Source organism: Mesorhizobium sp. YL-MeA3-2017, assembly GCF_030814575.1.
Taxonomy (GTDB): domain Bacteria; phylum Pseudomonadota; class Alphaproteobacteria; order Rhizobiales; family Rhizobiaceae; genus Mesorhizobium; species Mesorhizobium terrae.
On the sequence record NZ_JAUSVH010000001.1, the window covers coordinates 4,638,658 to 4,650,523 of the forward strand.

General features: G+C 63.8%; 11 protein-coding genes. 3 read left to right on the top strand and 8 right to left on the bottom strand.

The window, feature by feature from the left end; genetic code table 11:
* Positions 1-24 precede the first annotated feature (24 nt).
* Both QFZ88_RS21875 and QFZ88_RS21880 read right to left on the bottom strand, forming a co-directional pair.
* Complete coding sequence (locus QFZ88_RS21875) at positions 25-510, bottom strand: peroxiredoxin (RefSeq protein WP_024926712.1); 486 nt, start codon at positions 508-510, stop codon at positions 25-27.
* Between the two features lie 90 nt (positions 511-600).
* A complete protein-coding gene (locus QFZ88_RS21880; protein WP_024926713.1) occupies positions 601-1,404 on the bottom strand; it encodes a protein-disulfide reductase DsbD domain-containing protein in 804 nt (267 codons plus the stop codon).
* A 149-nt stretch (positions 1,405-1,553) separates the two neighbouring features.
* Here QFZ88_RS21880 and QFZ88_RS21885 point away from each other — a divergent pair, with 149 nt between their 5' ends.
* Positions 1,554-2,162, top strand: coding sequence for a YqgE/AlgH family protein (locus QFZ88_RS21885; protein ID WP_024926714.1), 609 nt, complete (start codon positions 1,554-1,556; stop codon positions 2,160-2,162).
* Positions 2,163-2,302: 140 nt separating this feature from the next.
* Here the strand turns inward: QFZ88_RS21885 and QFZ88_RS21890 are convergent, their stop codons facing one another.
* Genes QFZ88_RS21890 through thrC form a run of 4 tightly spaced genes read right to left on the bottom strand, consistent with a single transcriptional unit; the run spans position 2,303 to position 8,510 of the window.
* A complete protein-coding gene (locus QFZ88_RS21890; protein WP_024926715.1) occupies positions 2,303-5,191 on the bottom strand; it encodes an EAL domain-containing protein in 2,889 nt (962 codons plus the stop codon).
* Positions 5,192-5,193: 2 nt separating this feature from the next.
* A complete protein-coding gene (locus tag QFZ88_RS21895) occupies positions 5,194-5,790 on the bottom strand; it encodes a GNAT family N-acetyltransferase (protein WP_024926716.1) in 597 nt (198 codons plus the stop codon).
* A gap of 15 nt (positions 5,791-5,805) precedes the next feature.
* Positions 5,806-7,098: a M16 family metallopeptidase gene (locus QFZ88_RS21900; protein ID WP_024926717.1), complete on the bottom strand. Its 1,293-nt coding sequence runs from the start codon at positions 7,096-7,098 to the stop codon at positions 5,806-5,808.
* 14 nt (positions 7,099-7,112) lie between these two features.
* Positions 7,113-8,510, bottom strand: a complete 1,398-nt coding sequence (gene thrC, locus QFZ88_RS21905) for a threonine synthase (RefSeq protein ID WP_024926718.1) — start codon at positions 8,508-8,510, stop codon at positions 7,113-7,115.
* Positions 8,511-8,648: 138 nt separating this feature from the next.
* On the opposite strand from thrC, the gene QFZ88_RS21910 reads away from it, so the two are divergent.
* A complete protein-coding gene (locus QFZ88_RS21910; protein WP_024926719.1) occupies positions 8,649-9,434 on the top strand; it encodes a hypothetical protein in 786 nt (261 codons plus the stop codon).
* 53 nt (positions 9,435-9,487) lie between these two features.
* Here QFZ88_RS21910 and QFZ88_RS21915 read toward each other — a convergent pair whose 3' ends face one another.
* Positions 9,488-10,174 carry an HAD family hydrolase gene (locus tag QFZ88_RS21915; protein WP_024926720.1) on the bottom strand — a complete coding sequence of 229 codons (687 nt, stop codon included), beginning with the start codon at positions 10,172-10,174 and terminating at the stop codon, positions 9,488-9,490.
* A gap of 145 nt (positions 10,175-10,319) precedes the next feature.
* Between QFZ88_RS21915 and QFZ88_RS21920 the strand changes: the two genes are divergently transcribed.
* On the top strand, positions 10,320-11,453 hold the full coding sequence (locus QFZ88_RS21920) for a site-specific DNA-methyltransferase (RefSeq protein WP_024926721.1): 1,134 nt from the start codon (positions 10,320-10,322) through the stop codon (positions 11,451-11,453).
* Positions 11,454-11,489: 36 nt separating this feature from the next.
* On the opposite strand, the gene QFZ88_RS21925 is transcribed toward QFZ88_RS21920, so the two are convergent.
* A complete protein-coding gene (locus QFZ88_RS21925) occupies positions 11,490-11,861 on the bottom strand; it encodes a cupin domain-containing protein (protein ID WP_024926722.1) in 372 nt (123 codons plus the stop codon).
* Between the last annotated feature and the right edge of the window lie 5 nt (positions 11,862-11,866).

The following is an 11,866-nucleotide window of genomic DNA, read 5'->3' on the forward strand; positions in this document are numbered from 1 at the left end:
GAGAGGGCAGGGTCGGAAAATCTCTCAGAGCTGTTCGATCAGTCTGGCGGCGCCGGAATCCACGGCCTGGCCGGTGCTGTCCTCGATGTTGAGCGCCGTGACGGTGCCGTCGTCGACGATCATCGAGAAACGTTTCGAGCGCAGGCCGAGACCGTTGGCGCTGAGGTCGAGGTCGAGGCCAGCTGCCTTGGCGAAGGTGCCGCTGCCATCGGCGAGGAAGAGGATCTTGCCTTCGGCGCCGGTGAAGCGCGCCCAAGCGCCCATCACGAACTGGTCGTTCACTGCAACGACCGCGATCTGGTCGACGCCGCGCGACAGGATGGCGTCGCGGTTCTCCAGATAACCCGGCAGGTGGTTGTTGTTGCAGGTCGGGGTGAAGGCACCGGGAACGCCGAACAGCACCACCTTCTTGCCGTCGAAAACCTCGGCGGTGGTCAGCGCCTTGGCGCCGTCGTCGGTCATCGTCTTGAAAGTCGCTTCGGGCAGCTTGTCGCCAACGGAAATGGTCATGGCAGTCCTCATGTCTGAGAGGGAAGGGGAAGACGTGAAAGCGATAGCGCCTTCCGCGTTGGCCCGCAATCTGACCGGTCCGGCCGATTGTCACGGATAGGGCAATAGACCTTCAACCGCGCCCATGGGGGTCGTCAGCGTGTAGGGCAGGCCATCGCCTTGCGGGCGCGTGTCCGGGCGGCCGATGATCGGCAGCGAGAACACCAGCTTGCCGTCCCTCTCCGCGCGTGTCGGCGCTCCGAACAGGTAGCCTTGCTCACCGGCGACGAAGAGATCGGCGGACTGCAGCAGGCCAGGCACTGTCGCCTCCACCGTCAAGACCTCCTTGCCGCCGGGCACGGCCATGGCCGCGAAACCGTCGCTGGGCTTGGCCGGCAAGGCGGCACGCGCGGCCGCGATCAGCCAGACATCGTCTGCATTGTCGGGGTCGGCTGTGGGGTCGACGGTGAGCCGTGCTTGCAGCGGAATGCAGATGGTCTGGCAGATGCCAACGAAGACGCCGGCTTCGATGACGGCCTTTTCGCGTGGATTGGCGAGCGTGAAGGTGACCGGCAGCGAGACGCTGCGGTCATAACCCGCCCATTCGCCATAGCCGTCACTGTGACGGCCCGGCGCCGGGTAGGAGAACTCGGCCTTAGCGATGTTGGTGGCCTTGCTGACATCGATCTGCGGTGGCACGCCGCTAGCACCGGGGTCGCGCCAATAGGTCTTCCAGCTGGGCTTCAGCTGGATGTGGAGCACGCCGTTCAGGCGGCCGGACTCATCCGGCAGGCCGGCGGTAACCAGCCTGATCCGGCCGCCCTCGCTGTCCGCCCAGCGGGACGACGAGGCGGCGGCCGGCAGGGCAGATGCTGCCAGAAGTGCCAGGCCGAGCGGAAGTTTCAAGCAATTCATCACGTTGGTTTGACCGTCCCAAACTGTCCGCGCAACCGATTTCGCACGACAGGCCCCATCATATTTGTGTGACATGGCCGACTTGTGGCTGGGGCGAATTGCACCAATGGCATCTTTCAAGCATGCCGGAAACGCGTTACGCTTTGCCTATGGAGCTCCTGCGCAACAAGAAGACAGCCGGAAAGAACGGCTTCCTCGACGACCAGTTCCTCATCGCCATGCCCGGCATGAAGGACGAGCGGTTCGCGCGTTCGGTCATCTACATCTGCGCGCATTCGGATGAGGGCGCCATGGGGCTGATCATCAATCAGACCCAGCAGATGCTGTTTCCCGACCTCCTGGTCCAGCTCGGCATCATGAACGAGCAGGAAGCAATCCGCCTGCCGCAGGAGGCGCGCGACTTCGTCGTTCGCAATGGCGGGCCGGTCGATCGCAGCCGCGGCTTCGTGCTGCACACGGGTGATTATCGCGTCGAATCCTCGCTGCCGGTGTCGGATGACATCTGTCTCACGGCAACAGTCGACATATTACGCGCGATCTCGACCGGCCACGGGCCGCGTCATGCGCTGATGGCGCTGGGTTATTCCGGCTGGGGTGCCGGCCAGCTCGAAACCGAAATCGCCGAAAACGGCTGGCTGACCTGCCCGGCGACGCCGGAATTGCTGTTCGATCCGGACATCGATCGCAAATATGATCGCATCCTGGCCAGCATCGGCGTCAACCTCGCGCATTTCAGCGCCGCCGCCGGGCACGCCTAGGCGGACTTCCATTCCTTATAGAGGCTGAACCGCCTTTGTCGGGAGGTGTTCTGTCGGCGGCTTCCATCCGAGAGCGCAGAGCTACCCCTCATCCACTCTTCGGGCGCCTTCTCCCCGTGAACAGGGAGAAGGAACAAAGGTCAGGCCTGGGTGAGCGGATATTGTTCGCGCAGCAGCTTGATGACGGCGTCGGCGTTCATCGGCGCGCCGAACATGAAGCTCTGTACGTATTCGCAGCCCATCTGGCGCAGTTCCAGCGCATCGCTCTGGTCCGAAATGCCTTCCGCCACGACCGAAAGGCCGAGTTCATGGGCCATGTTGACCATCGAGCGCAGCAGCACCGCGCGCTTCGGCGAGGTGTCGTCGATGAAGCTCTTGTCGATCTTGATCGTGTCGAACGGGAAGCGGGTCAGATAGGACAGTGAGGAGTAGCCGGTGCCGAAATCGTCCAGCGACAGCCCTATGCCGAGCTGCTTCAACTTATTGAGTACATGCGCGGCCTGCTCGGGATTGTCCATGACCAGCGACTCGGTAAGTTCCAGCCTGAGACAGCGCGGCTTGAGTCCGGCGCGGGCGATGACCGAGCGCACGTCGGTGACCAGGTCGCGCCGGATCAGCTGGCGGCTGGACAGGTTGACCGAAACCGACAGCGGCGCGTCACCGATCTGCTTCTGCCAGATCGCCAGGTCTTCCGCCGCCTTCTGCATGGCGAACAGGCCGAGCTGGACGATGAGACCGCAGCTTTCGGCCACCGGAATGAAGTCGGCCGGCGGGATCATGCCGCGGCGCGGGTGGTCCCAGCGCAAAAGCGCCTCGAAACCGGCCACGCTGGAATCTTCGAGCCGCACGATCGGCTGGTAAGCGAGGGTGAATTCGCGCCGTTCGATGGCGCGGCGCAAATCGGATTCGAATTGCAGCCGGTCGGTGCCGACCGTGCGGAAGGCCGGACGGAACGGTTCGATGCGGTCCCCGCCAAAGCGCTTGGCCTGGTGCATGGCAAGTTCGGCATCCTTGACCAGGTCGTCGGCCGAGACTTGATCCGTCGTCCAGGTGATGAGGCCGATCGAGGCGGTCAGCACGATCTCGCGCTTGGCGAAGGTGATAGGTGAACTGATCGCGTGCTTGATCGCGTCGGCTACGGCGGCGATGCGGGCCGGGTCCTGCTCGGACAAGAGCATGAGCGCGAACTGGTCGCCGGCGAAACGCGATAGCGAATCCTTCGGCTTCAGCAGGCGGTGCAAGCGCCGCGCCACGGTGAGCAGGATGGTGTCGCCGGCCGAGATACCTAGCCCGTCATTGACCTGCTTGAAGCGGTCGATGTCGATGACGAAGACGGTCGGGCGCACCTTGTCCTCGGTGCGGGCGATCGAGATGATCGCTTCCAGCCGGTTCATGAACAATTCGCGGTTGGGCAGGCCGGTGAGGTTGTCGTGCACGGCGTCGTGCAGCAGGCGCTCTTCCGATTTCTTCTGCTCCGTCACGTCGACCATCGTGCCGACGCAACGGATGACCTCGCCGTCGGAGCCGATAACCGGGCGGGCCCTCAGCGAGAACCAATGATAGTGGCCGTCGGCGCCGCGCAGGCGGAAATTCTGCGCCACACGGCCGCGGCGATGCTCCAGCACCACATCGAGCGTGGTGCGGAAGGTGTCGCGGTCATCGGCATGCAGCACCGGCAGCCAGTTGCGGGCGGCGCCGCCAAGGCTGCCCGGCGCGAGGCCAAGCTGCAGGCTGACATCGGGGCGGGTGACGACGCGGTCGCGCAGCACGTCCCAATCCCACACGGTGTCACCGGAGCCGGCGACGGCCAGCGCCTGTCGCTCGAGGTCGGAGAACAGGCCCTGATGCAGGGCGCCGCCGGCGAAGGCGTGCTGCATGACGGTGAAGCCGATCAAAAGGATCACCAGGATCAGCCCGCCGCCCAGCGCAGGCTGCACGATGTCGTTGTCGAGCAGGCCGGTAATCGCCATCCACGAGCCCGCCGCCCATAACAACACCATCACCCAGCTCGGCACCAGCATGATGGCGCGATCGTAGCCGCGCAGGCCGAGGAAGATGATGAGCCCGAGGCCGGTGACGGCGGTGGCGGCGAAGGAGATGCGCGCGATGCCGGCGGCGATTGCCGGGTCGATGATGGCGATGCCAGCGATGGCGGCGAGGCCAAGCACCCAAACGACGGCGCCGTAGCTGAAATGGCCGTGCCAGCGGTTGAGGTTGAGATAGGTGAACAGGAAGACGACGAAGGTGGTGGCAAGCGCCACTTCCGCGCCGGCGCGCCACACTTGCTCTGAGCCCGGCGCCACCTGGATGATCTTGGCCAGGAAGCCGAAGTCGATGCAGATATAGGCGAGCACCGCCCAGGCGAGCGCCGCTGTGGCCGGGAAGAGCGAGGTGCCCTTGACTACGAACAGGATGGTCAAGAACAGCGCCAACAGGCCGGCAATGCCGATGACGATGCCGCGATAGAGCGTGTAGGAATTGACCGTGTCCTTGTAGGCCTCCGGCTCCCACAGATAGACCTGCGGCAGCTTCGGCGACGCCAGTTCGGCGATGAACGTCACCACCGAGCCCGGGTTCAGCGTGACCCGGAAGACGTCAGCATCGGGGCTCGCCTGCTTATCGAGCGCGAAGCCTTCGGAAGGTGTGATGGCCGCGATGCGGGTGGAGCCGAGGTCGGGCCAGAAGATGCCGGATTTGACCAGCCGGAAATGCGGCGCCACGATCAGCCGGTCGATGACGTCGTCGGTGGCGTTGGCCAGCGCGAACACGGCCCAGTCGCCGGTCGAGCGCTTGTCGTTAGCCTCGACCTCGATGCGCCGCACGATGCCGTCCGAACCTGGTGCCGTCGAAACCTGGAAATTCTCGCCCTGGTTGCGGTAGATTTCCACTGCACCCGAAAGGTCGAGCGCCACATCATCGCGGGAAATCTTGATCGGTTCCACGGCATAGGCGGAAGCGGCGGCGAAAAGCGTCACCATCGTCGCCAGGACGAAGGCAAGCACCGGCCCGTTTCGCAGGAATTTCGTCAAAATCAGCCCTTCGTTGCGGATGCCGGCGGATCGTCGGCGATCCGGGCATAGAGATAGTGGTCCTGCCAGGCCCCGTTGATCCGAAGATAGGAGCGCAGAAGTCCTTCACGCTGGAATCCGGCTTTTTCAAGCACGCGGATCGAACGAATGTTGTCGGGAATACAGGCAGCTTCGATCCGGTGCAACTTGAGCGTATCGAAGGCGAAGCCCGCAAGCACCTTGACGGCGTCGGTCATCAGCCCCTTGCCGGCATAGCGCTCGCCGATCCAGTAGCCAATATGGCCGCTCTGGGCGACGCCGTGGCGAATGTTGCCTAGGGTGATGCCGCCGGCGAGCTTGCCAGAGCTGCGCTCGAAGATGAAGAGGGCGACGGCCGTGCCCTGGGCGTAGTCCTCGCGGTAGCGGCCGATACGGTGGCGCCAGGCCGAGCGCTCAAGCTCGTCGGGTGTCCAGCGTGGCTCCCACCGCTCGAGAAAGGCGCGGCTTTCGCCGCGCAGCGTCGACCACTCCCGATGATCGCCCGGCAGCGGAACGCGCAGAGCGACCTTTTCCCCTTTCAGTACCGGCTGGTCCCGGCGAAAGAAAGGAAGCGCGAACACGGCCGCCGGCCTGGATCAGACGGCAAGCTTGCGGGCCGCGACCTCGATGCCCGGAAGCGTGTCGAGAACCGCCTCATAGGGCGCCAGCGTGCCGATCGGTCCGACGGCAGCCAGGGTCGGCCGGGTCGAGAACAGGCGGGACGATAGGTCGGTCAGGCGCTCGATCGTCAGCGCGCCGAGCCGTTCCATCAGCTCTTCCTTCGGGATAGGCCGGCCGAACAGCAGAAGCTGGCGGGCGATCTGCGAGGCGCGGCTGGCGGGGCTTTCCGCCGACATGATGAGGCCGGCGCGGTATTGCGCGCGCGCACGGTCGAGCTCTTCCTGGGCGATCGCTTCGCCGGCCCGCTGCAATTCGCGCACGATCACCGGCACCAGTTCGGCAATGTCGTTCTGGCCGGTCGCGGCGTGGACGCCGAAGATGCCGGTGTCGGAAAAGCCCCAGTGGAAGGCATAGACCGAATAGCAAAGGCCGCGCTTCTCGCGCACTTCCTGGAACAGGCGAGACGACATACCGCCGCCGAGGATCATCGACAGCACCTGCGAGGCATAGAAATCGCGCACGTGATAGGCGCGGCCCTCGAAACCGAGCACGATCTGCGCGTCCATCAGGTCGCGGTTCTCGCGGAAGTCGCCGCCGACATACTGGGCGTATTGCGGCGCGGCGTTTTCGGCCTTGGAGCGGAAGGAGCCGAGCTTCTTTTCCACCTCGCGCACGAACTCGTCATGCTTCACGTCGCCGGCAGCGACCATCACCATGCGTTCGGCGCCGTATTGGCGCTCCATGAAATCGTGCAACTGCCTGGAGGTGAAGGATTGCACCGTCTCCGGCGTGCCCAGGATCGAGCGGCCGATGGTCTGGTGGCGGAAGGCGGTTTCCGTGAAATGGTCGAAGACGACGTCGTCGGGCGTGTCGTGCGCAGCGCCGATCTCTTGCAGGATGACGTTCTGCTCCCGCTCCAACTCCTCCGGATCGAATTCCGATTCCTGCAGGATGTCTGCCAGGATATCCACGGCCAGCGGAACGTCGTTGGATAGAACGCGGGCGTAGAAGGATGTTGTCTCGACGCTGGTGGCGGCGTTGATTTCACCGCCGACATTCTCGATTTCCGAAGCGATCTGGAAGGCGGAACGCCTCCTCGTGCCCTTGAAGGCCATATGCTCGAGAAGATGCGCCATCCCATGCTCATCCTCACGCTCGTTGCGGGCCCCGGACTTGACCCAGGCGCCGAGCGCGACGGATTCGATGCTTGGAAGGGTTTCGGTGGCGACTGTCAGGCCGTTCGACAGACGGCTTACCTCAACACCCATATAGTTCAGACTCCCTAACGCGCCGCCCGGGAGCGGCGACGAACATAATCTTCCACCATTTTCAGGTCGGATGGAAGTACCGCATATCTTTCCTCCGAATTCATTAAGTCGGCAAGCCATGCCGGCAGAGCGGGATGGATGCCGCTCGCCGCTTCCACCGCCGCCGGAAATTTCGCCGGATGCGCGGTACTAAGCACGATCATCGGCACTGCGCTCGCCGTCTGCGTGGCGGCGACGTGGACGCCGGACGCCGTATGCGGGTCGAGCAGATATCCCGAGCCGGCCAGCGTGGCGCGGATCGTCTCGGCGACTTCCGATTCGGTGGCGCGGCCCGCGTCGAATTCAGCGCGGATACGGGCGAGCCCACCGGCCTCGATGGTGAAGGCGCCGGACTGCTTCAGCGAATTCATATAGCGGCGCACGGTTGCGGCGTCGCGGTCGGAAGCCTCGAACAAAAGCCGCTCGAAATTGGACGAGATCTGGATGTCCATCGAGGGTGATGTCGTGGCGACGACGCCTTTCATGCGGTATTCGCCGCTGGCCAGCGTGCGTGCCAGGATGTCGTTGTCGTTGGTGGCGATCACGAGTTGCTCTATCGGCAGGCCCATGCGCTTGGCGGCGTATCCGGCGAAGATATCGCCGAAATTGCCAGTCGGCACGGTGAAGGAGACCGGACGATCGGGAGCGCCGAGCGACAGTGCCGACGAAAAATAATAGACGATCTGGGCCATGATGCGGGCCCAGTTGATGGAATTGACGCCCGACAGCGCGACGCCGTCGCGGAAGCCATGGTCGTTGAACATGTCCTTCAACATGCCCTGGCAGTCGTCGAAATTACCCTCGATCGCCAGCGCGTGGACATTGGCCGCGGTGGACGTCGTCATCTGCCGCTGCTGCACCGGCGAGACGCGGCCCTTCGGGAACAGGATGACGATGTCGGTGCGCTCGCGCCCGGCAAAGGCCTCGATGGCCGCGCCGCCGGTGTCGCCCGATGTGGCGCCGACGATTGTCGCCCGCTCGCCGCGCTCGGACAGCACATGGTCCATCAACCGCGCCAATAGCTGCATGGCGACGTCCTTGAATGCCAGGGTCGGGCCGTGAAAGAGTTCGAGCACGAACGTGTTGTGCCCCGTCTGTACCAGCGGGCAGACCGCCTCGTGGCGGAAGGTGGCGTAGGCTTCGCGCACCAGCTTCTCGAAGATAGCCGGCGCGATCTCGCCGCCGAGAAAGGGCGTCAGCACGCGGATGGCGAGGTCGGCATAGGGCAGACCGCGCATGGAATGCAGCTCTGCGGCCGAGAAGTGCGGCCAGGTTTCGGGCACGTAGAGGCCGCCGTCGCGCGCCAGCCCGGCCAGAACCGTGTCCGAAAATCCGAGCGCGGGGGCCTCGCCGCGTGTACTCACATAGCGCATTGTCGACTTTCCATTTCAGCGGCCTGACGGCCAATTGCCCTTCTGGCGGCGAAAGCGTGAATTTGTGCGCGCCCTCAGTCGCATTTTTGCCGTCTCGTTGCTATAGGTCGCCTGCTTCGCGTGAGGGAACCGCATTTCATGGTGTTTCGTTCGTCCAACAGCCGCTTTGTCGCGGGTTTCATGTCGATGGGCTTTATGCTGATCGTCGCAGGCTGCCAATCGAGCGACGGCGGCAGTTCCGGCGGCGGCTTCATGGGTATGGGCAAGAAGGACGATGCGGCCATCAACGCCGAAGTGGCGAAGGTCAAGGCCTCCGATCTCAGAGCCTTCTGCCCGAAGGTGACGCTGCGCGAAGGTACCGCCTTCTACAGCACCTATGCCAAGGCAGGAGCGAAACCGAAGGCCAAGAAGGGCCAGGACGCCGCGGCCGTCGACACCAGCAATGCGCCGCAGGACGATTCCTCGCGTGTCGTCTACCAGGCTTCGATCGGCGAAGTGACCCGCGACTGCACCCGCAACAACGGCATGCTCAACATGAAGATCGCCGTTGCCGGTCGCGTCGTTCCGGGCCCGATGGTGACGCCCGGCACCATAACCATGCCGATCCGCATCGCCGTCGTCGAAGGCGACAAGGTGCTTTATTCGCAGATCTATCAGCACAAGGTGCAGATTTCCGACACCTCGTCGGCCACCCAGTTCGTGCTGAACGATTCCAATATTTCCATTCCCGAGCCGACCGCCAACACCTATCAGGCCTTTGCCGGCTTCGATGAAGGGGTGACCAAGAAGGTCGAGAAGCCGAGCGAGCAGAAGCCGGTGAAGCGTCGGGTTCACAAGCCGAAGCCGAAGGCGGCTCCGGTCGCGACCGCGCCGGCAGCGCCCGCTCAGGGTAGCCAGACCACGATCTCGGATATTCCTCGCTAGTCTCCGTCAAGGACAGCCCTTCTCGCTTGGGGAAGGGCTGCCGCGTCCAAGCGTCAGGCGTCCGACCACTCGGAGAGAGCGGCAAGAACGCCTTTCAGGTCGGACCAGCGGCTGATAGCGGTTTCGGCACCGGCTTCGGTCAGTGCATCGGCATGGCCCGGGTAGCTGTGCGAGGCACCGGTGAAGCCGATGACGCGCATGCCGGCGGCGCGGGCGCCCTGCACGCCATGGGCCGAATCCTCGATGACAAATGTGTTGGCCGGGTTCGCCTTGAATTTCTCGGCTGCGTAGAGGAAGACGTCCGGCGCCGGCTTGGTTTTCTTCGTCGGGGTCTCCAGCGCCGAGAAGATACGGCCCTGGAACAGCGGCAACAGCCGCACCTTGTCCAGCATGAAGGTGATGCGTTCGCTGCGCGAATTCGAGCAGATGCAGTGTGGCGCGGTGATCGCGGCAACGGCCTGGTGCACGCCGTCGATGGCGCGCACGTCGGAGCGTAGCTTGCGGTCCACCAGTTCTTCGGCGCGAATGATCATCGAGGCCTGGAAGGGGATGTTCGCCTTCTCCTCGATCGCCATCATGATGTCCTTGAAGGTCAGGCCGGCATAGGTCTCGGCGATCTCCTCGGCGCCGATCTCGAAGCCTGCTTCGGTGATCAGCTCGGCTTCGACGCGAGCGGCGATGATTTCGGAATCGACGAGCACGCCGTCGCAATCGAAAATGACAAGGTCTGGCTGGGGCATGTCGGTCCATCTGCGGGAAAGGAAGCCGGCGCGGCATACACCAAGCGTCGGTTACCCGCAAATCACGGCTTCACTTCATTAAATATTTACTGGGAACGGTAACCATAACGGCTGGTAAATGTAACGCGTGCTTCGGGTTGTCAGAATGTCTGCCGTGCGTCTCCTCGACGAACTTTCCCATGCCCCTCAGCAGTCCGAGTGGTTGGACACGATCCTGAAAGGCGATTGTGTCGCTGCGCTCGATCGGCTGCCGGAAAAATCGGTGGACGTGATCTTCGCCGATCCGCCCTACAACCTGCAGCTCGAAGGCGATCTGCACCGCCCGGACCAATCCAAGGTCGACGCGGTGGACGATCACTGGGACCAGTTCGAGAGCTTCGAGGCCTATGACGCGTTCACCCGCGCCTGGCTGCTCGCCGCCCGCCGGGTGTTGAAGCCGAATGGCACCATCTGGGTGATTGGCTCCTATCACAACATCTTCCGCGTCGGCGCCAAGATGCAGGATCTCGGCTTCTGGATCCTCAACGACGTCGTCTGGCGCAAGACCAACCCGATGCCGAATTTCCGCGGCCGCCGCTTCCAGAACGCCCATGAGACGATGATCTGGGCCTCGCGCGACCAGAAGTCGAAGGGTTACACTTTCAACTACGAGGCGCTGAAGGCTTCAAACGACGACGTGCAGATGCGCTCCGACTGGCTGTTCCCGATCTGCACCGGCGGGGAGCGGCTGAAGGACGACAATGGCGACAAACTGCACCCGACGCAGAAGCCGGAAGCGCTGCTCGCCCGCATCATGATGGCGTCGACAAAGCCCGGCGATGTCGTGCTCGACCCGTTCTTCGGCTCCGGCACCACTGGCGCGGTCGCCAAGCGGCTCGGCCGCCACTTCGTCGGCATCGAGCGCGAGCAGACCTATATCGACGCCGCCTACGAACGCATCGCCGCGGTCAAGACGCTGGAGGACGCCGACCTCGCCGTTCTCACAGGCAAGCGCGCCGAACCGCGCGTTGCTTTCGTCAGCCTGATCGATACCGGCCTGGTCAAGGCCGGCACCACGCTCTACGACGCCAAACGGCGCTGGTCGGCCAAGGTGCGCGCCGACGGCACGCTGGCAATCGGTGACAATGCCGGCTCCATCCACAAGGTCGGCGCCGAAGTACAGGGGCTCGACGCCTGCAACGGCTGGACCTTCTGGCACTATGAACGCGCCGGCGGCCTCACCCCGATCGACGAACTGCGCAAGATCGCGCGGCTCGGCATGGAGCGGGCAGGGGCGTAATCCCGAAGGTCGCGGGAATAGCTCCGCGCCGCCGTCTCAGATCCAGACGTCGTTCTGCGCGGTGCGATCGCCGCCAACGTGACCGGTGTTGAGCACGCCGCGCGGCTCGACCAGCAGAAGCTGAACTTCCTTCTCGGCATAAGGCTTGTGTTCGACGCCCTTGGGCACGACGAACATTTCTCCAGGCCCGATGGTGACTGCCCCGTCGCGCATATCGATGCGCAACTGGCCGCTGAGAACGATGAACGCCTCATCGGTTTCCGGGTGATCGTGCCAGATGAAGTCGCCCTCGATACGAACCACCTTGAACTGGTAATCGTTCAGTTCGGCGACAACGCGTGGCTGCCAGAGCTCGGTGATTCTGGAGAGTTTTTCGGAAAACCTGACCGGCTGGTATGTCTTGTCCATTCCGT

Excerpts from the sequence above, each read along its gene's own strand:
- QFZ88_RS21875 (WP_024926712.1), bottom strand. The coding sequence starts at position 510 with ATGACCATTTCCGTTGGCGACAAGCTGCCCGAAGCGACTTTCAAGACG.
- QFZ88_RS21880 (WP_024926713.1), bottom strand. The coding sequence starts at position 1,404 with ATGAATTGCTTGAAACTTCCGCTCGGCCTGGCACTTCTGGCAGCATCT.
- QFZ88_RS21885 (WP_024926714.1), top strand. The coding sequence starts at position 1,554 with ATGGAGCTCCTGCGCAACAAGAAGACAGCCGGAAAGAACGGCTTCCTC.
- QFZ88_RS21900 (WP_024926717.1), bottom strand. The coding sequence starts at position 7,098 with ATGGGTGTTGAGGTAAGCCGTCTGTCGAACGGCCTGACAGTCGCCACC.
- thrC (WP_024926718.1), bottom strand. The coding sequence starts at position 8,510 with ATGCGCTATGTGAGTACACGCGGCGAGGCCCCCGCGCTCGGATTTTCG.
- QFZ88_RS21910 (WP_024926719.1), top strand. The coding sequence starts at position 8,649 with ATGGTGTTTCGTTCGTCCAACAGCCGCTTTGTCGCGGGTTTCATGTCG.
- QFZ88_RS21915 (WP_024926720.1), bottom strand. The coding sequence starts at position 10,174 with ATGCCCCAGCCAGACCTTGTCATTTTCGATTGCGACGGCGTGCTCGTC.
- QFZ88_RS21920 (WP_024926721.1), top strand. The coding sequence starts at position 10,320 with ATGTCTGCCGTGCGTCTCCTCGACGAACTTTCCCATGCCCCTCAGCAG.
- QFZ88_RS21925 (WP_024926722.1), bottom strand. The coding sequence starts at position 11,861 with ATGGACAAGACATACCAGCCGGTCAGGTTTTCCGAAAAACTCTCCAGA.